Origin of the sequence: Sinorhizobium sp. FG01 (assembly GCF_002531875.1) — a bacterium.
GTDB classification, from domain to species: Bacteria; Pseudomonadota; Alphaproteobacteria; order Rhizobiales; family Rhizobiaceae; genus Sinorhizobium; species Sinorhizobium fredii_C.
This window is the reverse complement of record NZ_NWTB01000007.1, coordinates 163,522-186,129: the sequence shown is the minus strand read 5'-3', so window position 1 is coordinate 186,129 and position 22,608 is coordinate 163,522. Positions and strand designations below refer to the sequence as shown.

The window sequence follows — 22,608 nt, the reverse complement described above, 5'->3', positions numbered from 1 at the left end:
TTGAATTTCAAAGCCTTGCAGGCTTCGGGCCTCTTAATAGCGCAGGCAGCGCCAAGGGCCAATGCTCCGGCCGAAACTCCGCTTGCCTTGGCTGCCGCCCGAAGCTAAATCTTGGTTGCTCTAACGGGGTGCCTGGAACCGCTCGCGGATTCAATGGCTGAGAGGCTTCGAGCCAACCCGCGGAACCTGATCCGGCTCGTACCGGCGGAGGGATTAGAAGCGATCGGACCGATACGCGCTTTTCCCGTGCAACATCAACAACAGGGAGAAGTGCCCAGATGTCCAGTTCACTCCATCGCAAGATCCTTGGCCGGCTGGCTATCGCCACCGTGGCCATCGCGGCATTTTCCGCGAGCGCCGCAGCTGCCGAAAAGACGCTGACGATCTACACCTATGAGAGCTTCATCACCGAATGGGGTCCTGGCGCCAAGGTCGCCGAAACCTTCGGCAAGACCTGCGACTGCAAGGTGAATTATGTCGGCGTTGCCGACGGCGTCGAGCTCCTGACGCGGTTGAAGCTGGAAGGCGAGGGTTCGAAGGCCGACATCGTTCTCGGCCTCGATACCAACCTCGTCGCCGAGGCCAAGGCCACCGGCTATTTCGCCCCGCACGGCCTCGACACAAAAGGCCTCAAGGTTCCCGGCGATTTTTCCGACGATACCTTCGTGCCCTATGACTTCGGCCACTTCGCCGTGGTCTACGACACCGAGACCCTGAAGAGCCCGCCGAAGAGCCTCAAGGAGCTGGTCGAGGGCGATCCTGCGCAAAAGATCGTCATCGAAGACCCGCGCACCTCGACGCCCGGCCTCGGCCTGCTGCTCTGGGTGAAATCGGTCTATGGCGACAAGGCCGGCGAGGCCTGGGCCAAGCTCAAGGAGCGCGTGCTGACGGTGACCCCCGGCTGGTCTGAAGCCTATGGCCTGTTCACCAAGGGCGAGGCGCCGATGGTGCTCTCCTACACCACCTCCCCTGCCTACCACATGGTGGCGGAAGGAACGGATCGTTATCAGGCAGCAGCCTTCGCCGAGGGTCATTACATCCAGATCGAAGTGGCCGGCGTGACGAAGAACGCCAAGGAGCCGGAACTCGCCCGCCAGTTCCTCGCCTTCATGACCGGCCCGGAATTCCAGTCGATCATTCCGACGACCAACTGGATGATGCCGGTCGGCACCACCAAAGAGCCGCTGCCGGAAGCCTTTGGCAAACTCGTCAATCCCGAAAAGACCTTGCTGCTGCCCTCGGAGGAGGTCGCGGCCAACCGCAAGGCCTGGATCGACGAATGGCTGGCGGCGATGAGCGAGAACTGAGGCCGGCTTGTTCGACAGCACCGAGAGCAGGATGACGATCGCCGCCGCGGCTTTCTGCCTCGGCGGCATCCTGCTTTTTGTCGGCATGGCGGGAATGGCCCTCATCACGCAGACGGGCGAGAGCAACGCCGACGGCCTGTTCGACGCCTATATCTGGCGCGTCACGCGCTTCACGCTGCTGCAGGCGGGCCTCTCGACGGCCCTGTCGATCCTCTTCGCCATTCCCGTGGCACGCGCATTGGCACGGCAGGCGTCCTTCCCCTGCCGGATCTGGATGCTGCGGCTGATGGCCCTGCCGCTCGGCCTGCCGGCGCTCGTCGCGGCGCTCGGCCTGATCGAGGTCTGGGGCCGGCAGGGCATTCTGAACCACGTTCTCTCGGCAATGGGCCAGCAGCCGATCAGCGTCTATGGCCTGTTCGGCATCCTGCTTGCCCATGTCTTCTTCAACATGCCGCTTGCCGCCCGGCTGATGCTTGCCGGACTCGAGCGCATTCCCGGCGAATATTGGCGCAGCTCCGCCAATCTCGGCATGGGGTCGTTAGCGATCTTCCGATTCATCGAATGGCCGGCGATCCGGGGATTGCTGCCGGGCATTGCCGGCCTCGTCTTCATGCTCTGCGCCACCAGCTTCACGCTGGTGCTGACGCTCGGCGGCGGCCCGGCCCAGAGCACGATCGAGGTGGCGATCTACCAGGCGCTGCGCTTCGATTTCGACCCGCCCCGGGCGATCGCCCTTTCCGGCCTTCAGGTCGCGCTGACGGGCGCGCTGCTGATCGCCCTAAGATTTCTCGCTCCGCCCCCCGAAGAAGGCCAGACGAGCGGGCGGGCAGCCCGGCGGTTCGACGGCCTGAGTGGCCTTTCGCGCGCTGCCGACGGCATCTGGCTGGCGCTCGCCCTCGTCTTCGTCGGCTTGCCCTTCATCGCCATCGCAGCGTCGGGATTGCAGGCCGATCTCGCCCGCCTCGTCAGCGAGCCGGCATTCCGTCGGGCGCTAATCACCAGCGCCGCCATCGCCCTTCCCTCCGCCGCCATTTCGGTCGCGATGGCCGGTCTGATGATCCGGGCGCAACGGCTGCTCCTCGGAAGGCGCCGCCGCGGTATGCCCGCCCGTCTGTTTGCCGGCACGATCGGTGCCAGCACTTCCTTCATCCTGCTCGCGCCGCCCGTCGTGCTCGGCGCCGGCTGGTTCCTCCTCCTGCGGCCCTTCGGCGATGTTGCGCGTTTCGCTCCCTTCGTCGTGATCGCGATCAATGCGCTGATGGCGCTTCCCTTCGTCCACCGGGTCCTGGCCCCGGCCATGGCGACCCATGCCGCGCGAACGGAGCGCCTTGCCGCCAGCCTCGGCATCCGCGGCTTCCATCGCCTGCGATGGATCGATTGGCCGGCGCTACGCAAGCCGCTCCTGATGGCGCTCTCCTTCGGGCTCGCGCTGTCGCTCGGCGATCTCGGCGCCGTTGCCCTCTTCGGTTCGCAGGATCTCGCGACCCTACCTTGGCTGCTCTATAGCCGGATGGGCAGCTACCGTACCGCCGACGCCGCCGGCATTGCCTTGATGCTGGGGCTCATCTGCCTCGCTCTGACCGTGCTCGGCACGGCGGGAGAGAAGGCGGCGGAAGGACGAGCCGCATGAGTTCGCTTGCCTTGTCCCTCAATGACGTGAGGGTCCGCTTTGAAACGGCAGCCCTGGCCTTCGACTGCGCGGTTCCGGCCGGGCAGTTCGCCGCCGTCGTCGGCCCCTCCGGCTCCGGAAAATCGACGCTTTTCAGTGTCATCGCCGGCTTCGAAACACCGGAATCTGGCAATGTAAGGATCCTCGGCGACGACATGGCCGGCCGCATTCCGGCAGAACGGCCCGTGTCCGTCATCTTCCAGGATAACAATCTCTTCGCCCATCTCGACGTCGCGACCAATGTCGGCCTTGGAATCAGCCCCTCGCTGAGGCTCGGCCCGCCCGATCACGACAGGATCGAGGATGCGCTGGCGCGGGTCGGGCTCGCCGGCTTCGGCAGAAGGCTGCCGCCGACGCTTTCCGGCGGCGAGCGGCAGCGGGTGGCGCTCGCCCGCGCGCTGGTGCGGCATCGGCCGCTGCTGCTGCTCGACGAACCCTTCGCCGCGCTCGACCCGGGAATGCGCGCCGAGATGCGCGAACTTCTGAGCGACCTTCACCGCGAGGAAGCCAACACCATCCTGATGATCACGCATCATCCCGATGACGTGAAGAGCCTCGCCGACAGCGTGCTTTTCCTCGACGACGGGCGTATCGTCGCTCACGACCCCCTCAATCGGTTTCTTGCGAGGCGGGACCTGGCAGCGATCAACCGGTTTCTTGGCAATGACGAGATCCGGTGAAGGAATGAGCCATTGGTCGGGGCACTACGGCAGTATCTTTGGACAATGCGCGTTTCGCCACAATTTGACCGCCCCGCTATGCGACGCGCGGAACGTCCGGTCGGATGCGCAGGTTACTCGCGCATCCGTTGCTGTGATACCACGGGGCAACTATTTCTACTGGGATCAGCTAGGCAGGCGCCGGTTAAATCGATACAGCAGAGTTATGGCTGAGAAACCCGGCGCCGGCGGCGTTATGCGGCTGAAAAAGTAGGATTTTTCGTCGAGGGCGAGAGGCGCCATCGGCGGATGGAACGGGCTGAGGAATGGCAAGGCAGACAGTCACAAGAGACTGGTTTCCGACGCGGCATGCCGGCATGGTTTTGCGCGCTTTGGTTGCGCTGTCTTCATTCAGCCTTCTTTCCGCCTGCCAGTCGATCATCGAGCAGACTTACGAGCCCGCCGTCTCGCCCTCCTCCAATCCGCAGATTGTCGAGGAGGTGCAGAAGAACGATCCGCGCGCCCAGCTCGGCGCGCGCGAGCATCCGCGCATCGTCGCGAGCTACGGCGGCGAGTACAAGGACGCCAAGACCGAACGGCTCGTCGCCCGCATCACCGGCGCGCTGACGGCGGTTTCGGAAAACCCGCAGCAGTCCTACCGCATCACCATCCTCAATTCCCCGGCAATCAACGCCTTTGCGCTGCCGGGCGGCTATCTCTACGTCACGCGCGGCTTGCTGGCGCTTGCCGACGACGCCTCGGAAGTCGCCGCAGTGCTTTCGCACGAAATGGCGCACGTCACCGCCAATCACGGCATCCAGCGCCAGCAGCGCGAAGAGGCGGAGGTGATCGCCAGCCGCGTCGTCTCCGAAGTGCTGTCCTCCAATCTTGCCGGCAAGCAGGCGCTCGCCCGCGGCAAGCTGCGGCTTGCGGCTTTCTCGCGCAACCAGGAACTGCAGGCCGACGTGATCGGTGTTAGGATGCTCGGCGAAGCCGGCTACGATCCCTACGCCGCCGCGCGCTTCCTCGATTCGATGGCTGCCTATAGCCGCTTCACCGCGGTCGATCCCGAAGCGGACCAGAGCCTCGACTTCCTGTCGAGCCACCCGAACGCGCCGCAGCGCGTCGAACTGGCGCGCCGGCATGCGCGCGCCTTCGGCCCAGAAGGAACGAGCGGCGACCGCGGCCGGGATTACTATCTCGCCGGCATTGACGGGCTGCTCTATGGCGACAGCCCGGAGGAAGGCTATGTCCGCGGCCAGACCTTCCTGCACGGCCAACTCGGCATACGCTTCGACGTGCCCCAGGGTTTCCAGATCGACAACAAGGCCGAAGCCGTGCTGGCGACGGGTCCGGGCGAGGTCGCCATCCGCTTCGACGGCATTTCCGACAACGCCCGCCGCAACTTGACCGACTACATTGCCAGCGGCTGGGTGACCGGCCTGCAGCCCGACACCATTCGTCCCGTTTCCGTCAGCGGCCTTGAGGCTGCGACGGCGCGTGCCTCCGCCGATCGCTGGGATTTCGACGTCACCGTCATCCGGCTCGGCGACCGCATCTATCGCTTCCTGACCGCGGTTCCGAAGGGATCGACCGCGCTTGAAGCGACCGCGAGCCAGTTGCGCAGCTCCTTCCGCCGCATGTCTACGGCCGAAGTCCAATCCCTGAAGCCGCTGCGCATCAGGGTGGTGACGGTGCGGCCGGGCGACACGAGCGCCACATTGGCGGCGCGGATGATGGGAACGGACAGGAAGCTCGACCTTTTCCGGCTCATCAACGCCATGCAGGTCACATCCACCGTAAAGCCGGGCGACAAGGTGAAGATCATCGCCGAATAGGTGATGGCCGCCGCTCTCTCCTCATTCTTCGGCAACGCACCCTCAAAGTGTAACAACTTTGAATTGCCGCCTTCTTCCTTAATTCGGCTACGATTCAAGGAATCATGCAGTAAGTAAGCCACTGACGGTCTTGGACGGGGATGAATCAGCATGAAAAACAGGCACTTTCAGACGCTTGCAGTCGTTGCGGCCGTTTCTCTTTTCAGCGGCGCATGCACACAGGCAATTGCCGGCGACGACCGGGAAAACATCGGGCGCGTCGTTGACGAGGCGGTCGGCCCGGTGATGAAGGAATACGACATTCCCGGAATGGCTGTCGCAGTGACGGTCGAGGGGAGACGATACGTCTTCAACTACGGCGTCGCTTCGAAGGAAACCGGACGGAAGGTCGGCGATCGGACGCTTTTCGAGATCGGCTCGATCAGCAAGACCTTTACGGCAACGCTCGCCGCCTACGGCGAGGCGCGTGGAGACCTGTCTCTCTCCGGCAGCGCCAGCAAATACCTGCCGACACTCGCCGGAAGCCGCTTCGAGGAAATCAGTCTTCTCGATCTCGCCACCTATTCGGCGGGCGGCCTGCCTTTGCAGTTTCCGGCGTCGGTCACCGACGAGAACGAGATGGTCGCCTATTTCAAAGCCTGGCGGCCGGACTACGCCCCCGGCACCCACAGGCTCTATTCGAATCCCAGCATCGGCCTGTTCGGCTACCTTGCCGCCAGAGGCATGGGAAAGTCTTTCGACGATCTCATGGAAAAGACGCTCTTCCCGTCACTCGGTCTTACCGAGACCCATATCAGCGTGCCGGAAGATCGCATGGACGACTATGCCCATGGCTATTCGAAAGCCGGCAAGCCGGTCCGGGTGAATCCCGGCGTGCTCGATTCGGAAGCCTATGGCGTCAAGACGACGGCCGGCGATCTGATCCGCTTTGTCGAGGCCAATATGGGCGGCGCAGCAGTCGACGAGACGCTCCGGGGGGCGATCGCCGCAACGCACACCGGTTACTTCAGTGTCGGTGACATGACGCAAGGGCTTGGGTGGGAGATGTATCCCTACCCGGTCGAGCTTGAGGCGCTGCTGGCAGGAAACTCGCCCGAGGTGAGCTTGAAACCCAACAAGGTCACAAGGCACGATCCGCCGCGGGCGCCACGGGAGGACGTGCTGATCAACAAGACGGGTTCGACGGGCGGATTCGGCGCCTATGCCGCCTTTGTGCCCACGCAGCGGATTGGCATCGTCATTCTTGCCAACAGGGGCTATCCCATTCCGGCACGGGTGAAGGCCGCCTATCGAATTCTGACGGCACTTGAGGACGCAGGAACGAGCGCCCAATAACGGCTTCAGCGCGCGATCAGTGCATGGCGGCAGTCAGTGCCGGGGCCTTTGCCGCCAACGCCGTCCGCAGCTTCTCCAGCGCCCGGGTTTCGATCTGCCGCACACGCTCCTTCGATATGCCCAGCGCCAGACCGAGCTCCTCGAGGGTTGCGCCGTCCTCGGAAAGACGGCGTGCCCGGATGATCTTCATCTCGCGCTCGGTCAGCTGCGTCAGCGCGAGCTGCAGCCAGCGGCGCGCCCGCTCGCCGTCGATCATGTCGCTCACCTGCTCGTCGGGGAGCGGCGCATCACTCGGCAGGAAATCGAGCCGCGCACCGCCATCGGCGTCGCCGTGGCCGACCGGCGCCTGCAGGGAGGCGTCGTTTCCGGAGAGACGGGCATCCATGGTCTGCACGTCGGCGAGGCTGACGCCGAGGGCGGCAGCGATTTCCTCGTGCATAGCCTGCGATGTAAGCTGGCGGTCGCCTTGGGCGAGGCGGGCCCTGAGCCGGCGCAAGTTGAAGAACAGCGCCTTTTGCGCCGAGCTGGTGCCGCCCCTGACGATCGACCAGTTGCGCAGCACGAAGTCCTGCATGGATGCGCGAATCCACCAGGTGGCGTAGGTCGAGAAACGCACCTCGCGGCTCGGCTCGAACCGCGCCGCCGCCTCCAAAAGGCCGATATGCCCCTCCTGGACGAGATCGCCCATCGGCAGGCCGAAGCTACGGAACTTGGCGGCCATGGCGATCACCAGCCGCATATGCGACATGGCGATCTTGTTTCGGGCTTCCTGGTCGTGGTCGTTCCGCCAGGCCTCCGCCAGCGCATGCTCCTCGTCTCGCTCGAGATAAGGGGCATCCATTGCAATCTTAATCAAACGCCTGTCTGCTGTAAGGGTCTTCATCGATTGCTCCCTGGCTGGCGCCGAACGCCAACACTGTTGATCCTAGAAGAGCCGAACGCCTGTCGCGGCGGTCGGTTGAAGGGCGGCCGGCCCTGCTTGACGAATTGAAGCAGTGCCCTACATCGAGGAATACGACCTGAAACGGTGAGCACTCACAGAACCACGATCGCGCGGGAATGCAGGCGCGCGCCTATCCCGTGAACGAGAAACGTGCGCCGGGTCGAAAAGTTCCCTGTCGCGGTAACGATTTTAGATTGCAGGTCGCGAGCCATGCACCTGCAGCGCCCGCGCGTCTAATCGCGCAAAGGTCGCTGAGCACTTTGAACTGCTGCATGTCTTGGTCCTTAAATGGAGGTCGATATAAGGAGACATGCAGTAGCATTGTGCGGCGCGCGAAAGGCACTGAGGCAAGAAAAAAGGCCCGGCGCTGATGCCGGGCCTAGATCCAATTGCTGAATGCTGGCGAAGCGTTTCGCTGCCGGTCAGGCGGCTTCGTCCTGCTCGTCTTCCTCGATGGCCTTGCCGCGCTTCGGCCCCTTGTTCAGATTGGCTTCGACGAGGCGCACGGCTTCCGTTTCCGACATCTTGTTCACGGCAGCGATTTCGCGCGCCATGCGGTCGAGAGCGGCTTCGTAGAGCTGGCGCTCGGAATAGGACTGTTCCGGCTGGTTTTCCGCACGATAAAGATCGCGCACCACTTCCGCGATGGAAATGAGATCGCCGGAATTGATCTTGGCATCGTATTCCTGCGCGCGACGCGACCACATGGTCCGCTTCACGCGTGCCTTGCCCTGCACAACCTTCAATGCGCGGTCGACGAAATCGGTTTCGGACAGTTTGCGCATCCCGATGCTGACGGCCTTAGCCACCGGCACCTTGAGACGCATCTTGTCCTTTTCGAAATCGATGACAAAAAGCTCGAGCTTCATGCCGGCGACTTCCTGCTCCTCAATCGCCACGATCTGACCAACGCCATGAGCCGGATAAACGATCGATTCACCGGTCTTGAAGCCTTGGCGCGTTGAAGATTTTTTCTGCTGGGTCGTCATTCGTTTCAAACACTCCCTAGTGCGCACCGGCCTCGATCGGCCGGGCCGGGTCGTGAGGCCCGGATAGACGGGGATACCGCCGGGTGGGGTCAATCCTGGTCCGTCCAACGAAATGCAAACGGCTTCTTGCGTCGCAGTCACGAGCAACGGAACGTTGCCTATTTTGAAAGTGCCGCGCCGTGGAAATCGATTTGCTTTCGTGCTGGTTTTCGGGCGCGCAAAAGCACCCTCTGTGGATCAGTGTCTGGAACCTATCATAAAAAAGAGCGGAAATCAATAATTTGCTGCATGGCAACGATCAAGCCGCCATGCTCGCACCTGCGAGGCACCGATGGGATTTCCCCAGATTTCCGGCCTCGCGCGTTTAGCGCTCCGTCAGCCGCGGCGAACCGAGCGGCCGGGCCTCAGTCGCCCTGGCCGGGCTTCTCGGAGAAATACTGCTCGTACTTCCCTTCGACGCCGTCCATCTCCTTCGCTTCCGGCAGAGGGTCGCGCTTGACCGTGATGTTCGGCCACTGCGTCGCAAAATCGGCGTTCAATTTCAACCACATGTCGAGGCCTGGCTCGGTATCCGGCTTGATCGCATTTGCGGGACATTCCGGTTCGCACACGCCGCAATCGATGCACTCGTCCGGATGGATGACGAGAAAGTTCTCGCCCTCGTAGAAGCAGTCCACCGGGCAGACTTCCACGCAGTCCGTGTACTTGCAGCGAATGCAATTGTCGGTCACGACATACGTCATGAGGTACTCCAGCCAATGCTCTCATCAGATGGCAGTCGGCAATGCTCGATCGTCCGCGCATGCTAGGAATGTCCGGCGCGCATAGCTGCCCGAAGCAAACCGCAAGTGCCACCTCCTGCAGGGTTCCTTAAATCGGCACCGGTTCAAGGATAAGACCATGCAGCATTTCAAATTTCACACAGCGACCCTTGCGCGCCCGAACGGCGCGGGGTGCTGCAACATGGCTTGTGACGTAAAGGCTTTAAGCGGCCTTTGCAAGAATAATCCACTCGACTTTTGCCGCGAAAAGGGCAGAGTTTTCCAGCATCGCCGGACTATCGGATCGAAGCATCCAAAGTTGCTGGACGGCCCCTCAGAGGACAGCCGCGACGGCATCTCCCGTACCACGACCGCCGCCCAAACCACGATGGAGGACGCTAGTCGTCGTCGCCGAAATCGGGCCTCAGCCGGTCCGTCTCGCGCCGCTCCTGTTTCGTCGGCCGTCCTGCGCCGCGATCGCGGGTTGCCTGTTCAAAGGCTGTGCGACGCTCGGCGGGTGCGGGCGGCGTCAGGTCCTCGTAAAGCAGCCGCGCCTCCTCATAGGGACCTCGCCGGTTACCCGGCAGCAGGACCCGCACGACGAGGTCGCGCCGTTCGAGCGAAAGCTCCAGCCTGTCGCCGGCCTTGATCTGCGCCGACGGCTGCGTCGTCCGGACGCCGTTGACGGCCACATGGCCGGCCTCGATCGCCTTCTGGGCGAGCGAGCGCGATTTGGTCAGCCGGGCGAAGAACAGCCACTTGTCGAGCCGCTGGCGCGCGGCAGGCGATGAGGCTGGCTGTTTCTCCATGGTCCGCCTACTTTTTCAGTTGCTCCTTGAGCGCGGCGAGCTTCGCGAAGGGCGAATCCGGATCGATCGGCTTCTCCTTGCGCGGCGGGCGGCTGTCGAACTTGCCAGACCGGTCCGACCGGTCGTGACGCTCGTGACGGTCCTGGCGCTCCTTGCGCTGGCCGCCCGGCTTGCCGTCCTGAGCCTTGCCGCGCGCCGGTGCACCGCCCTTGCGGCCGCCTTCCCTTGCCTCGCCCTGACCGTGACGCTCACCGTAGCGCTGGCCGCTGCGGCGCTGGTCTCCCTGATGGCGGCCGCTGCGCTGGTTGTCCTGACGCGTGCCCGGCCGCCACAGAAGCACCGGCTTCGGCTCGGCCGGCTCTTCCGGCTGCTCCGCCACGGGAGACTCGTCGCTGGTCGCCTCCGTCGAGGCGGCTTCTGCCTTGGCCGGAGCGGCTTCTGCCGAATCCACTTCCGCCGGTGCCGCATCCTCCTCGGCAGGTTCCGCCGCGGCGTCCGCATCGGCTTCGACATGCTCCCCGGCCGCCTCGTCGGTCGGCGCGGCCTCCGCCGGCGTGCCGTCCTGCTTTGCCAGAAAGGCCGCCGCTTCCTCGGCGGTCACGCTGTCGGCGCGATAGCCGAGACCCTTGAGGATCTCTTCCATGTCGTCGGGGGTCGCGCCGAGGATCGAGAGCATCGAGGTCGTCGTCGTGAAACGGCGGCCGTCATAGGCGCCGTCCGGCCGCGGCGTTGCGCCCGGCTTCCATTGCAGGAGCGGGCGGATGAGGTCGGCGAGACGCTCCAGGATATCGATCCGAACGGCGCGCTTGCCGAGATAGCGGAAGCCGGCAAGCTTGTAGAAGGTCCGCTCGAAGGACGCGTCGGTGACGACCGAGGTCCGGCCGGCGGCAAGCATGGGGATCAGTTCGCCGTAGCCCGGCTTGTCGAGGCCGTCGTTCTTCAGCGCCCAGAGAAGCGTGATCAGCTCCGCAGGCGCCGGCTTCAGGAGCGCCGGAAGGAAGATGTGGTAGGCGCCGAAGCGGACGCCGTATTTGCGGATCGACGCCCGGCTCTCCTGGTCGAGAGACTTCACCTCTTCGGCGACGTCGCGGCGGAAGAGGACGCCGAGATTCTCGACGAGCTGGAAGGCGAGACCCTTCGCCAGGCCTTCGAGATCCTCGGCGCGCGAGATGTCGTCGAGCGGCTTCAGGACCGTGCTGATGTGATGGTTCACGAAGCGCTCGATCCGCGCCACGACGTGGTCGCGGGCATTCGCCTGCAGCTGCTCGTCGGCGAGCAGGATGACGCGGGGCCGCATGACGTGGTCGCTTGCCGCAAGCCGCGCCACGGGATCGCCGAGCCAGCGCACGAGTCCGTCCGACGAGAGCGCCAGATCGTTGTTGCCGGCCGCATGCAGGCGGGCGGCGCGGGCCTCGAATTCCAGCGCCAGCGCCTTTTGGGCAGCACCCTGGACAGCCTTGGCATCCGTTCCTTCGCTGCCGGCCACGAGCGTGAACCGAAAACCGGTTAGCTGACCCACGTGGTGCCCTTCGACGAAGACATCACCATTCACACTGATTTCTGCTTCCAGCATCGCATTCTCTCTCAGGCGCTTCATGAGCACAGATGTCCTGCGGTCAACGAAGCGTTTCGTCAACCTTTCATGTAACGCGTCGGACAATCGATCTTCGATTTCCCGCGTCTTTTCTTGCCAGTGTGTCGGATCGGCAAGCCACCCGGGCCGGTTGGACACATAGGTCCAGGTCCTGATCTGCGCGATTCGCGCCGAAAGTGTGTCAATCTCGCCATCCGTATGGTCGGCGCGGCGGACCTGCTCGGCCATGAAGTCCTCATTGACAGCGCCATGGCGGACGAGATCGGCATAGATGCTCGCGATCAGGTCGGCGTGCTGCGCCGGCGTGATGCGGCGGTAATCGGGAAGCGCACAGGCTTCCCACAGCTTCTCAACCCGTTCCGCGGTCGTGGCGACGTCGACGACTTCCGGATAGCGCGCCAGGTGCTCGAGCGCCTGCTGGTCGACGGCCGGAAGGGCCCGCGTCAGACCGGATACGGCCGGTGCCGCCTCGAGGCTGTGCTTCAGCGCCTTCAGCGAGGAATAGTCGACGGCCTTGGAGCGCCATTGCAGCACCCGGACCGGATCGAATTCGTGCGATTCGATCCGGTGCACGAGCTCGTCCTCGAAGGGGTCGACGCGGCCTGTCACTCCGAAGGTGCCGTCGCGGATGTGTCGGCCGGCGCGGCCGGCAACCTGGGCGAGCTCGGCCGGATTGAGGTTGCGGTATTGGTAGCCGTCGAACTTGCGATCCTGGGCGAAGGCGACGTGGTCGACATCGAGATTGAGCCCCATGCCGATAGCGTCGGTCGCCACCAGATAGTCGACGTCGCCCTCCTGATAGAGCGCCACCTGGGCATTGCGGGTCCGCGGCGAGAGCGCGCCGAGCACCACCGCGGCGCCGCCGCGCTGCCGCCGGATGAGCTCGGCGATGGCATAGACCTCGTCGGCCGAAAAGGCGACGATCGCCGAGCGATGCGGCAGCCGGGTGATCTTCTTCGAGCCGGCATAGAGAAGCTGCGACATGCGTGGCCGTTCGACCACCGTGATGCCGGGCAGAAGATGCTCGAGGATCGGCCGCATGGTCGCGGCACCGAGGAGGAGCGTCTCTCCCCGTCCGCGCAGATGCAGGAGCCTGTCGGTGAAGATGTGACCGCGCTCGAGGTCGCCGGCGAGCTGCACCTCGTCGATCGCGACGAAGGAAGCCGTCGTTTCGCGCGGCATCGCCTCCACCGTGCAGACCGAATAGCGGGCGCGATGCGGCGCAATCTTTTCCTCGCCGGTGATCAGCGCGACATTGTGGTGCCCGACCTTCTCGACGAGGCGCGTATAGACCTCGCGAGCAAGCAATCGCAAAGGCAACCCGATGACGCCGCTGTCATGCGCGACCATGCGCTCGATGGCATAATGCGTCTTGCCGGTATTGGTGGGTCCGAGGACCGCGGCAACCCCGCGGCCGCTCAGGATCATGGATTGAAAGGACAAGGTCATCGATCCCGGGCAGTCTCTAGAGCGGGATTCGCTCACATGCGTTCGCGCTCCCGCTCTATCTTTTTGTCTTTGCCGCATTTGTGCAACGTCAGGTGAGTCCACCTGACTGCAAAATGCTCCACAGCGCCGCACGTCTTCCACACGCACAAAGGTCGCTGCAGCACTTCTGATTGCTGCATGTTTTTATCCTTAAATCGGCTCCGATTTAAGGTACATGCAGTAGGAGCCGGAGCGCCAGCACCCCGGCGGGCAACAGATGCCCATGCACGAGCGCGAGCGCAAGGGGGCGCGAGCAATAAAACAATCCAGGCTGTTGCCGGCCATATCTTGGGGCTCAGTTTCCATGCGAATATCGCCACTTGGAACAGCGGTGGAACGAATCGGAGACGAATCGCTGACTCGCGCCGATTCTCTGTATGTTCACGGCTACATATAGACCACGTCGAGCCGAATCGCACCATATGCTGAATCTGTTGACGAGGCGCGCGCTTCACGCTTCTCAAGCGCCCGCTTTCCGGCGTCCGATGACGCAACCGGTTCAAAGGATTCCGAATCCAAGACTCTGGAACAGCTGAAAAATTTTGACCAAAATTGCATTTTTGCCGCCTCGATTCCCGGAATAGGAATCGCCATTTCGGACAGCCGGATGAATCGGTGCGACTCTCCCTTCCGGGCGGCAACGGCGCGACGTCCGCTTAGTGCGCTACCAGATATAGTGTGTCGGGGATCACCGGCCGCGAGTCCGGTCTCGCCCGACGCCGCGCCGCAGCTCGGGCAACGGACGGAAAAGGAAAGCGGCGCCCCGAAGAGCGCCGCATGATGCCGAGACTCCGCGGGTGTCAGGCGAAATACTGCCCGCCATTCGCCGAGATCGTCGAGCCGGTGATGAAGCCCGACTCGTCGGATGCCAGGAACACGACGCAGCGGGCGATCTCGTCAGGCTCGCCGAGGCGGCCGATCGGGATCTGCGGGATGATCCTTTCGTTCAGCACCTTCTCCGGTACCGCGCGCACCATCTCCGTGCCGATATAGCCGGGGCATATCGCATTGACGGTCACGCCCTTAGCCGCGCCCTCCTGCGCCAGCGCCTTGGTAAAGCCGAGATCGCCGGCCTTGGCTGCGGAATAGTTCGCCTGGCCCATCTGCCCCTTCTGGCCGTTGATCGACGAGATGTTGATGACGCGGCCGAAGCCGCGGTCGCGCATGCCCGACCAAACGGGATGGGTCATGTTGAAGAGGCCGGTGAGGTTGGTGTTGATGACTTCGCCCCACTGTTCCGGCGTCATCTTGTGAAACATCGCGTCGCGGGTGATGCCGGCATTGTTGACGAGAACGTCGACCGGCCCGAGATCCGCCTCCACCTTGGCGATGCCGTCAACGCAGGCCTGATAGCTGGAGACGTCCCATTTATAGACCGGAATGCCGGTTTCCTGCTTGAAGGCCTGGGCCTTTTCGTCATTGCCGGCATAGTTGGCGGCCACCTTGTAGCCGGCCGCCTTCAGTGCCACCGAAATCGCAGCGCCGATACCGCGGGACCCACCCGTAACCAATGCTACCCTGCTCATCTTTGCCTCCCACTTGGGTTAACTGTCAAAAATTGTCCTTCGGCGGCCCGGAGCTCCAGGCCGCACGCTCGATCAAACAGGGCGGATGCCCTTGCATGCCGCGAACTGCTACAGGCGCTCGACGCACATGGCGACGCCCATGCCGCCGCCGATGCAGAGGGTCGCAAGGCCCTTGGAAACGCCGCGCCGCTTCATCTCGAAGAGCAGCGTGTTCAGAACCCGGGCGCCGGACGCGCCGATCGGATGGCCGATGGCGATCGCGCCGCCGTTGACGTTGACGATCGACGGATCCCAGCCGAGATCCTTGTTGACCGCGCAGGCCTGGGCCGCGAAGGCTTCGTTGGCCTCGACGAGTTCGACGTCGCCGATCGCCCAGCCGGCCTTCTCGAGCGCCTTGCGGGAGGCCGGGATCGGGCCGGTGCCCATGATCTGCGGATCGACGCCGGCGGTTGCCCAGGAGACGATGCGGGCGAGCGGCTGAATGCCGCGCCTGGAGGCTTCCGCCTCGGTCATCAGCAGCGTCGCGGCCGCGCCGTCATTGAGCCCGGAGGCATTGCCGGCGGTTACCGTGCCTTCCTTGTCGAAGGCGGGCCTGAGCTTGGCGACCGAATCCAGCGTGGCGCCATGGCGGATATATTCGTCCTGGTCGACGGTCACGTCGCCCTTACGGGTCTTGACGACGAAGGGAACGATTTCGTCGGCGAACCGGCCGGCCTTCTGTGCGGCTTCCGCCTTGTTCTGCGAACGAAGCGCGAATTCGTCCTGCTCCTCGCGGGTAAGCTGCCACTTGCGCGCGACGTTCTCGGCGGTGATGCCCATGTGGTAGCCGTAGAAGGCGTCGGTCAGGCCGTCCTTGATCATCGTGTCGATCATCTTGTAGTCGCCCATCTTGACGCCGCCGCGCAAATGCGCGCAATGGGGCGCCATCGACATCGACTCCATGCCGCCGGCAACGATGATGTTCGCATCGCCGGTGGCGATCTGCTGCATGCCGAGGGCGACGGCGCGCAAGCCCGAGCCGCAGAGCTGGTTCATGCCCCAGGCGGTCTTTTCCTGCGGCAGACCGGCCTTGATCGCCGCCTGACGCGCCGGGTTCTGCCCCTCGCCGGCCGGCAGCACCTGGCCGAGGATCACCTCGTCGACCTCGCCCGCCTCGACTCCGGCCCGTTCGAGGACCGCCTTGATGACCGTTGCACCCAGTTCATGAGCGGGAGTGTTGCCGAAGGCGCCGTTGAAGGACCCGACTGCGGTGCGAGCGGCGCTGGCGATCACGATGGAGGGATTGCTCATGGGACGTTTCCTCTTGTTTCCTTTGCCTGGACGAGCAGACTGGCAAAGGCAGGAGCGCAAGTCAAACGTCTTGATGCTCTGCAACAAAAGCTTCACGGCCGGCGCCGTTCATCACCTTTTGCACCTGCGTCGCCGCAACGCACAAAGAGATTGTCAGCGGCGCTCTTTTGCGGATACTCTTAAAAAACACAATAAAGACGGGATGATGGGTAGAGGAGACCCTGATGGCGAAGAACGAAGGCCAGATCGTTATCAAGAAATACGCCAACCGGCGGCTCTACAATACCGGCACGAGCACCTATGTAACCCTCGACGATCTGGCGGTGATGGTGAAGAGGGGCGAGGACTTCATCGTGCAGGACGCCAAGTCCGGCGAAGACATCACCCATTCCGTGCTGACGCAGATCATTTTCGAGCAGGAATCGAAGACCGGCAACACGCTTCTGCCGATTTCCTTCCTGCGCCAGCTGATTTCCTTCTACGGCGACCAGATGCAGATGGTCGTGCCGAGCTACCTCGAACATTCGATGCAGGCCTTCACGGAACAGCAGGCCCAAATGCGCGAGCAGATCAACAAGGCTTTCGGCGACACGCCGCTCGGCAAGAACCTGCAGGTACCGCTGCAGCTCGTCGAGGAGCAGGTCAAGCGCAACACCGAAATGTTCCATCAGGCGATGCAGATGTTCTCGCCCTTCATGGCCGCTCCTCCGGCCAAGGAAAGCAAGAAGGCCGAGGCGAAGGACATCGACGAGCTCAAGGAACAACTGCGCGCATTGCAGACGAAGCTCGACAACTTGGGCTGACGTTTCCTCGCGAACGAAGATTCCCTCCCCAACCCTCCCCCTGGGGTCGGGAGGGGTTCTCAAGGATGATCCCGACCGCAGCAACGAAAAAAGGGCCGGCAGAGCCGACCCTTCGAACTTCATCCGCCAGCGGAAACGCTTATGCGTTTTCCTTCGGCGTCAGCACCTGACGGCCGCGATACATGCCGGTCTTCAGGTCGATGTGGTGCGGACGGCGCAGTTCGCCGGAGTTCTTGTCTTCGACGTAGGTCGGAGCCTTGAGGGCGTCAGCGGAACGGCGCATGCCACGCTTGGACGGGCTCGTTTTTCTTTTCGGTACAGCCATTTCATTCTCCACTTATCGGGCAAAACACTGTTCAGCAGCCGAAAATGGCCGGGTCAAACAGATGTCGATCTCGGAAATTTCGCGCGCTTATACATGGCCGACCACGGTTTGACCAGTCCCCGCGCGCAAATTTTCGAATGGGAGCGGGTCGAGGAAAAGTGTGAAGCGGTTCTCCGTCCGCGTCCGCTCCGGCTTCAAGCCTCGTCCTCTGGCACGATCCACGGCTCTGCCTTGGCCGCCTCCTCCCACTTGCGGAAGGCCGGGTGCGACTTGACGGCTTCCATATAGGCGAGCGTTCCCGGATCGATCGTCAGTTCGTACACTTCCAAACGGTTGACGACGGGGGCAAACATCGCGTCGGCGGCGGTGAAACGGCCAAAGAGAAACGGTCCGCCGGAGCAGGCGATCGCTTCCCGCCAGATCGCTTCGATCCGCGCAACGTCCGCCATGACCCCATCGGGAAGCTCGATCGCCTTCACCGACCGGCGGATGTTCATCGGGCAGGCGCCGCGCAACGCACGGAAGCCGGAGAGCATCTCCATCGAATAGCTGCGCGCCCGCGCCCGGTCCTCGCGGTCCTCCGGCCAGAGGCCGGCTTCCGGGAAGAGCTCGGCCGCGTACTCGATGATCGCCAGCGATTCCCAGACGCGCGTATCGCCGTGGTGAAGCACCGGCACGCGCCCCGTCGGCGAGATCTCGTGAAATTTCGGGTTTCCCGCCGGAAAGTCGAAAGGAATGACGACGTCTTCGAAGGGGATGCCGCAGCCTTCGAGCGCCAGCCATGGCCGAAGCGACCAGGACGAATAATTCTTGTTGCCGACATAAAGAACGAGCTTGGCCATGGATCCCTCACTGTATTTGGTTTCGGCGAGAGGATTGCCACATCACCGGCGGCAGGACCAATGAATTGCCTTCATCTCAATCATAAAGACATGTGATGTAGTCGCCGGACCGGCCGGCGCGGCGCTCGATCACCGAGGCGAGACGCCTCAATCCCCGCCCCGGCTTGCCGGCATTGCGGTCGATCGGATTGGGGAGCGCTACGGCGAGCAGAGCGGCCTGGCGGCGCGAAAGCTTGGCGGCGGAAACGCCGAAATGATGCTGCGCCGCGGCTTCGATGCCGTAGATGCCGTCGCCCCACTCGGCGACATTCAGGTAGATTTCCATCATCCGCCGCTTGCTCCAGACGAGATCGGCGACGACGGCGAGCGGCAGTTCCAAGCCCTTGCGAATGAAGGAGCGGCCGTTCCAGAGATAGAGGTTTTTGACCGTCTGCATCGGGATGGTGCTGGCGCCGCGGGTCTGCTCGCCATCCAGCGCATCCTCGACGACGCCGCGCATCTGCGTCCAGTCGACCCCGTTGTGAGCGCAGAACTGGCCGTCCTCGGACATCATCACCGACTGGACGAGAACCGGCGCGATATCGTCGAACTCCACCCACTGCCGGTCATAGCCGCGCAGCAGCACGAGGTCGCGCAACATCAATGTGGAAACAGGATGGATGAAATCGGCGAGGTAGACGAAGATAAGCAGGTAGGGAAGCAGGAGAATGGAGAGTGCCGCGAGAACGAGACGCCGGCGCCGCGTTCGCCAGGTGCGGCGCAAGGTGGACCAGCGGCCGGCGGACAACTCGCCCTCCTCGCGTTCTTCCGGAACGATGTCCACCGCCTGACTGTCTACCCCTCTGTCCATTCCCCCACTCTTATTTCATGAAACGCGAAAGTTGAACGGCCTTTCTCCGAGAAAGACAAGGGCGGCTGTGCACTCATCCCGAACAAAACGCGCGAACTGCGACTACAAAGTCCGTTGAAAGCCGCTCTTCCCCGTGCCAAAGAGCCTCTCATGCAAGACGAGACAACATTTTTTGCGCAGCGCCTCAAGGCCGCGGCGCTGGCGGTGGAGAGCCAGCTTTCCGGACTCCTCGGACCTGCCGCCCAGACGGACGAAATTGCCCGCCCGCCACGGCTGCTCGAGGCCATGCGCCACGGCGTGCTCAACGGCGGCAAGCGGCTGCGCCCGTTCCTCGTCACCGAAAGCACCGCCCTTCTCGGCGGCAGCCCCGAGGCAGCGATCAAAATCGGTGCGGCGCTCGAATGCGTGCATTGCTATTCGCTCGTCCATGACGACCTGCCGCCGATGGACGACGACGATATGAGGCGCGGTCAGCCGACCGTGCACATTGCCTTCGACGAAGCAACGGCGATCCTTGCCGGCGACAGTCTCCTGACCTTTGCCTTCGACATCATCGCGGCACCGGAAACGCCGCTTGCCGACCGCCAGAAGACGGCGCTTGTGCTTGCGTTGGCGCGCGCCGCCGGCCATGGCGGTATGGCGGGCGGCCAGGCGCTCGACCTCGCCGCCGAGAAGGATGCCCCCGACGAGGCGGGGATCGTCACGCTGCAGGCGATGAAGACCGGCGCCCTCCTCCGTTTCGCCTGCGAGGCGGGGGCGATCATTGCCGACGCCGCGGCCGAGGATCGCAGAAGCCTGCGCGCCTTCGGTGAGAAGATCGGCCTTGCCTTCCAGCTTGCCGACGACCTTCTCGACCTCACCGCCGACGCCGAGGCCATGGGCAAGGCCACCGGCAAGGACGCCGCCCGCGGCAAGGGCACGCTCGTCGCCCTACACGGCCAGTCCTGGGCCGAACGAGAGCTTGAAAGACTGGTGGTCGAGGCGGAAGAACTGCTGGCGCCCTACGGCAGCCGTTCGGCCGTTCTCGTCGAAACCGCCCGTTTCATCGCGAACCGGAGGAACTGAACTAAAATGAGCAAATTCTGGTCGCCGATCGTTTCGACGCTGAAGCCCTATGTTCCGGGCGAGCAGCCGCGCATTGCAAACCTCGTCAAGCTCAACACCAATGAGAGCCCCTACGGGCCCTCGGAGCAGGCGCTCGAGGCGATCCGGACGGCGGCAAGCGCCGATCTCCGGCTCTATCCGGATCCGGTCGCACTGGGCCTGAGGGAGGCGATCGCCGCACGCTATGGCGTCTCGGCCGGCGAGGTCTTCGTCGGCAACGGGTCCGACGAGGTGCTGGCGCACGCCTTCGCCGCACTGCTGAAGCACGACGAGCCGCTGCTCTATCCGGACATTTCCTACAGCTTCTATCCGACCTATGCGGGGCTCTTCGGCATCGAAGCGATCGAAGTGCCGCTCAATGCGGCCTTCCGCATCGACATTGCCGACTATCGCCGCGCCTCAGGCGCGATCATCCTTCCCAATCCCAACGCGCCGACCGGCATCGGCCTGCCGCTTGCCGAGATCGAAAGACTGGTGGCGGAGCACCCCGACCAGCCGGTGGTGATCGACGAGGCCTATATCGACTTCGGCGGCGAATCGGCGATCGACCTCGTGCCGAAATACAACAACCTGCTGGTCGTGCAGACCTTTTCCAAGTCGCGGGCCCTGGCCGGCCTGCGTGTCGGTTTCGCCATCGGCCAGCGCGCGCTGATCGAGGCGCTCGAGCGCGTAAAGGACAGCTTCAATTCCTACCCGCTTGGCCGCGCCGCCCAGGCCGGTGCGACGGCTGCGATCAAGGACGACGCATGGTTCGAGGCAACCCGCGGCAAGATCATCGCGACGCGCGCGAGGTTGACCAATGAGTTGGAAAGGCGCGGCTTCGAGGTCCTGCCGTCGCAGGCGAATTTCGTCTTCGCCCGTCATCCGGACCATGAAGGACAGACGCTGTCCGCGAAGCTGCGCGAACGCGCCGTCATCGTCCGCCATTTCGCCAAGCCGCGAATCGCGGACTTCCTGCGGATCACCATCGGCACCGACGAGGAATGCGCAAGACTGGTCGCGGCGCTCGACGAGGTTCTCTGAGGCCGCGGCCTGTCTCGAGCGAGTGCGGCCGCCCCTCTCCTCGGATTTAACCCGGGTTAAACCCGAGGACTAGCCCTCCCCCGCAAACGGCGTGAGGGGGTTGAAGCGTCACCGCAAGTCCCCTTCGCCCCGCTTGCGGGGAGAAGGTGGCCGGCAGGCCGGATGAGGGGCAGATGACGGCGCTACTCCGCCGCCGCCTGGCCGTGGCCGAAGCGTTTCTCGATATAGTCGGCAACGAGAAGCTGGAAGTCCTCGGCGATCTTCGGGCCGCGCAAGGTCATCGCCTTCTGGCCGTCGATGAAGACCGGTGCGGCCGGCATCTCGCCGGTGCCGGGCAGCGAAATGCCGATATCGGCATGCTTGCTCTCGCCGGGGCCATTGACGATGCAGCCCATGACGGCGACCTTCAGCGCCTCGACGCCCGGATACTTCTCGCGCCAGACTGGCATGCTGGCGCGGATGTCCTCCTGGATCTTCTGGGCAAGTTCCTGGAAGACGGTGGAGGTGGTGCGGCCGCAGCCGGGACAGGCGGCGACGACGGGAATGAACTGGCGGAAGCCCATCACCTGCAGGAGCTCCTGCGCCACCTGCACCTCGCGGGTGCGGTCGCCGCCGGGCTCGGGGGTGAGCGAGATGCGGATCGTGTCGCCGATCCCCTGCTGCATCAGGATGCCGAGCGAGGCCGAGGAGGCGACGATGCCCTTGGTGCCCATGCCGGCCTCGGTAAGCCCGAGATGCAGTGCATGGTCGGAGCGGGCGGCAAGCAGCGCATATACGGCGATCAGGTCCTGAACGCCGGAGACTTTGGCGGAAAGGATGATGCGGTTGCGCGGCAGGCCGAGCTCTTCCGCCAATTCCGCCGAGAGGAGAGCCGACTGCACGATCGTTTCGCGCGTCACCTCTTGCGCCGTCAGCGGCGAGCCCGCGGCCTGGTTCTCGTCCATCAGCCGCGTCAGCAGTTCCTGGTCGAGAGAGCCCCAGTTCACCCCGATGCGCACCGGCTTGTCGTATCGGATCGCCATCTCGATGATCTCGGCGAACTGCTTGTCCTTCTTGTCCTTGAAGCCGACATTGCCCGGATTGATGCGGTATTTGGCAAGCGCCTCGGCGCAGGCCGGATGGTCAGCCAGGAGCTTGTGGCCGATATAGTGGAAGTCGCCGACGAGCGGCACGTCCATGCCGAGCCGCAGCAGCCTCTCGCGGATCTTCGGCACGGCGGCCGCACTGTCGTCGCGGTCGACGGTGATGCGCACCAGTTCCGAGCCCGCTTTGTGAAGAGCCGCCACCTGCGCGACCGTTGCGTCAATATCGGCCGTATCCGTATTCGTCATCGACTGGACGACGACCGGCGCGGCACCGCCGACGATGACGCCGCCGACATCGACGGCGACCGAGGCACGGCGCGGCTTTGGCTCGAAATCGAAGGCAGAAGACATGAAGGCCTCTCTTTGGA

19 protein-coding genes and 1 riboswitch are annotated in these 22,608 nt (G+C 63.8%); of the genes, 8 read left to right on the top strand and 11 right to left on the bottom strand.

Translation table 11 applies throughout. The features are described 5' to 3' along the window. Positions 1–114: 114 nt before the first annotated feature. Positions 115–230, top strand: a riboswitch (TPP riboswitch). A 48-nt stretch (positions 231–278) separates the two neighbouring features. From thiB to ampC, 5 genes are all read left to right on the top strand, one after another. After that, positions 279–1,307 (top strand): thiamine ABC transporter substrate binding subunit, encoded by a 1,029-nt coding sequence (thiB, locus tag CO656_RS13180; protein WP_097526092.1) that lies wholly within the window; start codon positions 279–281, stop codon positions 1,305–1,307. Positions 1,308–1,314: 7 nt separating this feature from the next. Continuing rightward, positions 1,315–2,937, top strand: a complete 1,623-nt coding sequence (gene thiP, locus CO656_RS13175; protein ID WP_097526091.1) for a thiamine/thiamine pyrophosphate ABC transporter permease ThiP — start codon at positions 1,315–1,317, stop codon at positions 2,935–2,937. After that, a complete protein-coding gene (locus CO656_RS13170) occupies positions 2,934–3,656 on the top strand; it encodes an ATP-binding cassette domain-containing protein (RefSeq protein ID WP_097526090.1) in 723 nt (240 codons plus the stop codon). Before thiP ends, CO656_RS13170 begins: the two co-directional genes overlap by 4 nt. Before the next feature lie 305 nt (positions 3,657–3,961). After that, positions 3,962–5,473, top strand: coding sequence for a M48 family metalloprotease (locus CO656_RS13165; RefSeq protein ID WP_037418120.1), 1,512 nt, complete (start codon positions 3,962–3,964; stop codon positions 5,471–5,473). A gap of 150 nt (positions 5,474–5,623) precedes the next feature. Continuing rightward, a complete protein-coding gene (gene ampC / locus CO656_RS13160; protein ID WP_097526089.1) occupies positions 5,624–6,808 on the top strand; it encodes a class C beta-lactamase in 1,185 nt (394 codons plus the stop codon). Positions 6,809–6,824: 16 nt separating this feature from the next. Here ampC and CO656_RS13155 read toward each other — a convergent pair whose 3' ends face one another. From CO656_RS13155 to CO656_RS13120, 7 genes are all read right to left on the bottom strand, one after another. Next, positions 6,825–7,691, bottom strand: a complete 867-nt coding sequence (locus CO656_RS13155) for an RNA polymerase factor sigma-32 (RefSeq protein WP_064252367.1) — start codon at positions 7,689–7,691, stop codon at positions 6,825–6,827. Between the two features lie 482 nt (positions 7,692–8,173). Further along, positions 8,174–8,740 carry a CarD family transcriptional regulator gene (locus tag CO656_RS13150; RefSeq protein ID WP_018235988.1) on the bottom strand — a complete coding sequence of 189 codons (567 nt, stop codon included), beginning with the start codon at positions 8,738–8,740 and terminating at the stop codon, positions 8,174–8,176. Positions 8,741–9,144: 404 nt separating this feature from the next. Further along, positions 9,145–9,483, bottom strand: coding sequence for a ferredoxin FdxA (fdxA, locus tag CO656_RS13145; protein WP_037390327.1), 339 nt, complete (start codon positions 9,481–9,483; stop codon positions 9,145–9,147). A 416-nt stretch (positions 9,484–9,899) separates the two neighbouring features. Continuing rightward, positions 9,900–10,310 (bottom strand): RNA-binding S4 domain-containing protein, encoded by a 411-nt coding sequence (locus CO656_RS13140; protein ID WP_097526088.1) that lies wholly within the window; start codon positions 10,308–10,310, stop codon positions 9,900–9,902. 7 nt (positions 10,311–10,317) lie between these two features. Continuing rightward, the gene (locus CO656_RS13135; protein ID WP_179864766.1) at positions 10,318–13,332 is read right to left on the bottom strand and encodes a helicase-related protein; all 3,015 of its coding nucleotides are present in this window, start codon (positions 13,330–13,332) and stop codon (positions 10,318–10,320) included. 860 nt (positions 13,333–14,192) lie between these two features. Continuing rightward, entirely contained in the window at positions 14,193–14,918 is a 726-nt protein-coding gene (locus tag CO656_RS13125; protein WP_097526085.1) for a beta-ketoacyl-ACP reductase, read from the bottom strand. A 108-nt stretch (positions 14,919–15,026) separates the two neighbouring features. Next, positions 15,027–16,208 (bottom strand): acetyl-CoA C-acetyltransferase, encoded by a 1,182-nt coding sequence (locus CO656_RS13120; RefSeq protein ID WP_037418236.1) that lies wholly within the window; start codon positions 16,206–16,208, stop codon positions 15,027–15,029. A 224-nt stretch (positions 16,209–16,432) separates the two neighbouring features. Between CO656_RS13120 and phaR the strand changes: the two genes are divergently transcribed. Beyond that, positions 16,433–17,011, top strand: a complete 579-nt coding sequence (gene phaR / locus CO656_RS13115; protein WP_037390320.1) for a polyhydroxyalkanoate synthesis repressor PhaR — start codon at positions 16,433–16,435, stop codon at positions 17,009–17,011. Positions 17,012–17,150: 139 nt separating this feature from the next. On the opposite strand, the gene rpmF is transcribed toward phaR, so the two are convergent. From rpmF to mtgA, 3 genes are all read right to left on the bottom strand, one after another. Further along, on the bottom strand, positions 17,151–17,336 hold the full coding sequence (rpmF, locus tag CO656_RS13110; RefSeq protein WP_026186748.1) for a 50S ribosomal protein L32: 186 nt from the start codon (positions 17,334–17,336) through the stop codon (positions 17,151–17,153). A 194-nt stretch (positions 17,337–17,530) separates the two neighbouring features. After that, the gene (locus CO656_RS13105; RefSeq protein ID WP_097526084.1) at positions 17,531–18,178 is read right to left on the bottom strand and encodes a glutathione S-transferase family protein; all 648 of its coding nucleotides are present in this window, start codon (positions 18,176–18,178) and stop codon (positions 17,531–17,533) included. 76 nt (positions 18,179–18,254) lie between these two features. Then, positions 18,255–19,028 carry a monofunctional biosynthetic peptidoglycan transglycosylase gene (mtgA, locus tag CO656_RS13100; RefSeq protein WP_097526083.1) on the bottom strand — a complete coding sequence of 258 codons (774 nt, stop codon included), beginning with the start codon at positions 19,026–19,028 and terminating at the stop codon, positions 18,255–18,257. A 150-nt stretch (positions 19,029–19,178) separates the two neighbouring features. Between mtgA and CO656_RS13095 the strand changes: the two genes are divergently transcribed. Continuing rightward, positions 19,179–20,093 (top strand): polyprenyl synthetase family protein, encoded by a 915-nt coding sequence (locus CO656_RS13095; protein WP_097526082.1) that lies wholly within the window; start codon positions 19,179–19,181, stop codon positions 20,091–20,093. Between the two features lie 6 nt (positions 20,094–20,099). Next, complete coding sequence (hisC, locus tag CO656_RS13090; protein ID WP_097526081.1) at positions 20,100–21,155, top strand: histidinol-phosphate transaminase; 1,056 nt, start codon at positions 20,100–20,102, stop codon at positions 21,153–21,155. Between the two features lie 182 nt (positions 21,156–21,337). Here the strand turns inward: hisC and ispG are convergent, their stop codons facing one another. Beyond that, on the bottom strand, positions 21,338–22,591 hold the full coding sequence (gene ispG / locus CO656_RS13085) for a flavodoxin-dependent (E)-4-hydroxy-3-methylbut-2-enyl-diphosphate synthase (protein WP_097526080.1): 1,254 nt from the start codon (positions 22,589–22,591) through the stop codon (positions 21,338–21,340). Positions 22,592–22,608: the final 17 nt, after the last annotated feature.

Coding starts and splice junctions, on each gene's coding strand:
- CO656_RS13120 (WP_037418236.1), bottom strand. CDS start 16,208: ATGAGCAATCCCTCCATCGTGATCGCCAGCGCCGCTCGCACCGCAGTC.
- rpmF (WP_026186748.1), bottom strand. CDS start 17,336: ATGGCTGTACCGAAAAGAAAAACGAGCCCGTCCAAGCGTGGCATGCGC.
- CO656_RS13125 (WP_097526085.1), bottom strand. CDS start 14,918: ATGAGCAGGGTAGCATTGGTTACGGGTGGGTCCCGCGGTATCGGCGCT.
- thiB (WP_097526092.1), top strand. CDS start 279: ATGTCCAGTTCACTCCATCGCAAGATCCTTGGCCGGCTGGCTATCGCC.
- CO656_RS13165 (WP_037418120.1), top strand. CDS start 3,962: ATGGCAAGGCAGACAGTCACAAGAGACTGGTTTCCGACGCGGCATGCC.
- CO656_RS13170 (WP_097526090.1), top strand. CDS start 2,934: ATGAGTTCGCTTGCCTTGTCCCTCAATGACGTGAGGGTCCGCTTTGAA.
- ispG (WP_097526080.1), bottom strand. CDS start 22,591: ATGTCTTCTGCCTTCGATTTCGAGCCAAAGCCGCGCCGTGCCTCGGTC.
- fdxA (WP_037390327.1), bottom strand. CDS start 9,483: ATGACGTATGTCGTGACCGACAATTGCATTCGCTGCAAGTACACGGAC.
- CO656_RS13140 (WP_097526088.1), bottom strand. CDS start 10,310: ATGGAGAAACAGCCAGCCTCATCGCCTGCCGCGCGCCAGCGGCTCGAC.
- CO656_RS13105 (WP_097526084.1), bottom strand. CDS start 18,178: ATGGCCAAGCTCGTTCTTTATGTCGGCAACAAGAATTATTCGTCCTGG.
- CO656_RS13135 (WP_179864766.1), bottom strand. CDS start 13,332: ATGATCCTGAGCGGCCGCGGGGTTGCCGCGGTCCTCGGACCCACCAAT.
- CO656_RS13150 (WP_018235988.1), bottom strand. CDS start 8,740: ATGACGACCCAGCAGAAAAAATCTTCAACGCGCCAAGGCTTCAAGACC.
- CO656_RS13095 (WP_097526082.1), top strand. CDS start 19,179: ATGCAAGACGAGACAACATTTTTTGCGCAGCGCCTCAAGGCCGCGGCG.
- CO656_RS13155 (WP_064252367.1), bottom strand. CDS start 7,691: ATGAAGACCCTTACAGCAGACAGGCGTTTGATTAAGATTGCAATGGAT.
- phaR (WP_037390320.1), top strand. CDS start 16,433: ATGGCGAAGAACGAAGGCCAGATCGTTATCAAGAAATACGCCAACCGG.
- mtgA (WP_097526083.1), bottom strand. CDS start 19,028: ATGGACAGAGGGGTAGACAGTCAGGCGGTGGACATCGTTCCGGAAGAA.
- hisC (WP_097526081.1), top strand. CDS start 20,100: ATGAGCAAATTCTGGTCGCCGATCGTTTCGACGCTGAAGCCCTATGTT.
- ampC (WP_097526089.1), top strand. CDS start 5,624: ATGAAAAACAGGCACTTTCAGACGCTTGCAGTCGTTGCGGCCGTTTCT.